A 1,654-nucleotide genomic window follows, 5' to 3' on the forward strand; every position below is an offset into this window, starting at 1 on the left:
CACCAGCAGCACCTAAATCTCCACCGAAAATTACACCACGAGCGCGGACGCTAACTTTGCCGTGGCCGTAGCTTTTGCGAGCCCTGCCATCGATGATCTCGGTTCGCTTCTCGCTTTTGCCATAGGCATAGACCCCGGCATAGAACGGGTTCTTCAGGATCGAAATTACGCTTCGATAGCGAACCGGGACCCACTCGAAGGATACCGTTTTGCGTCCGTCAGACGGACGGGGAAAATGAAAGTTATCAGCGGTCAGCGAAATCAGCACCTGACGGGCGCTGCCAAGCTCGCGGAAGCGCGAAAAGATGAGGCGGATTGCCTCCTGTACCCGCAGGTCAGGATCAAGCCCCAGACCATAATCACGGTGCCAGAGATAACCGATCGGAACGCTGAGGCGCAGTTCACCCCGCCGCGCTTTGGCGCGTGCGGCATCGAGCATGCGCGTTCGCAAAATACCAAGCTCAAACTCGCTGATGCTGCCCTTCATGCCCAACAACAGCCGATCGTTCGGTCGACAAGGATCGTAAATCCCGTCCAGATCGATCACGCGCGCTTCTACCAGGCCGCACAGTTCCAGAAGGTGGTGCCAGTCCCGTCCGTTACGGGAAAGGCGCGAGGCGTCGAGGCAAAGCACAGCGCCCACTTTGCCAGTGCACAAGCCGCTCACTAGTCGTTCGAAACCAGGGCGGTCGACAGCGCCGCTAGCGGTCCGGCCAAGATCATCATCGATCACCTCGACATCGTGGAAACCCCAGCGACGCGCGACATCAACAAGTTCATATTGTCGCCTCTGGCTCTCCAGATTGTTCTGGACCTGCCCAGGCGTCGACTGTCGAATGTACACCACAGCTTTGCGGCTCAGCACCGTGGCTGGAATGAGATTATTGCCAGTCATCGCTCGCCGCCTCCTTCACCGCAACGCCAGCTGCGGCCATCAGGAGGATCGCCAACTTGGCGACAACGACGCTTCGTTCCGCCTCGCTCAGGCCCCGCATCTGCGGTGTATCGAGCGCCATGCTCAATTGATGTGGGGTCGGCACAGGTAACGTTGAGGGTTCTGGTGATGGCTTCATGGCGCGGCTCCTGGATGGCAATGGGGCCATCCGTCGAAGGTTGCCTGAAACCACGGTCTTTTAGCAGTCTGTGAAGCTCTATCAGCCCGCTCACCGAAACGCGCGGTTCGCCCATCTCCATGTGGGCACAAAACGCCCGATCCAGCATCCACTCCGCAACCTGAATGATCTCGCCGGGTTTAACTGCGACCCGGACAATAGCACCACTGGCACGATCCTCGCGGCCTTCATGCCGAAAATGCCTGCCGAAATATGGATGCCAACGATAATGAAATTCTACCATCTGCCCGACATGGGTAGAATGAACCTGTGATGGCCTTGGGGCGCCGCAACTGGATGTTTGTCGGCTCGATCAAGGGCGGGCATGCCTCGGCGCTGTTCTACTCGCTGGTCGAAACCTGTAAACTGAATGGCGTCGAACCGGAGGCTTGGCTCACCGATGTGATCGAGCGGATCGGGAGCCATCCGATCAACCGGATCGACGAACTCCTGCCATGGCGCTGGCGGGCGGCTCGCGATACTGCCTTGGCGGCATGACTACCGCAACACCGCACCCCGCCATCCCACTGCCGCTGGTCCGC

At 59.1% G+C, this 1,654-nt stretch carries 3 protein-coding genes and 1 pseudogene; 2 read left to right on the plus strand and 2 right to left on the minus strand.

Annotated elements, in window-relative coordinates; all coding sequences use genetic code 11:
- The coding region (locus AX703_RS10265) for a recombinase family protein (RefSeq protein ID WP_231735483.1) at positions 1 to 895 on the minus strand (895 nt) is incomplete at its 3' end.
- The gene (locus AX703_RS10270; protein WP_062343904.1) at positions 882 to 1,073 is read right to left on the minus strand and encodes a hypothetical protein; all 192 of its coding nucleotides are present in this window, start codon (positions 1,071 to 1,073) and stop codon (positions 882 to 884) included. The genes AX703_RS10270 and AX703_RS10265, both read right to left, overlap by 14 nt.
- 70 nt (positions 1,074 to 1,143) lie before the next feature.
- Here AX703_RS10270 and AX703_RS27340 point away from each other — a divergent pair, with 70 nt between their 5' ends.
- The gene (locus AX703_RS27340; protein ID WP_062343905.1) at positions 1,144 to 1,386 is read left to right on the plus strand and encodes a hypothetical protein; all 243 of its coding nucleotides are present in this window, start codon (positions 1,144 to 1,146) and stop codon (positions 1,384 to 1,386) included.
- Between the two features lie 5 nt (positions 1,387 to 1,391).
- Positions 1,392 to 1,610, plus strand: a pseudogene (locus tag AX703_RS10280) (transposase domain-containing protein); the annotation flags it as partial.
- Positions 1,611 to 1,654: the final 44 nt, after the last annotated feature.

The sequence above is a fragment of the Novosphingobium sp. CCH12-A3 genome, from assembly GCF_001556015.1.
In the GTDB taxonomy this organism is placed as follows: domain Bacteria; phylum Pseudomonadota; class Alphaproteobacteria; order Sphingomonadales; family Sphingomonadaceae; genus Novosphingobium; species Novosphingobium subterraneum.

What these genes read in the sequence shown, in the direction of transcription:
- AX703_RS10270 (WP_062343904.1), bottom strand. Translation starts at nt 1,073, where the DNA reads ATGAAGCCATCACCAGAACCCTCAACGTTACCTGTGCCGACCCCACAT.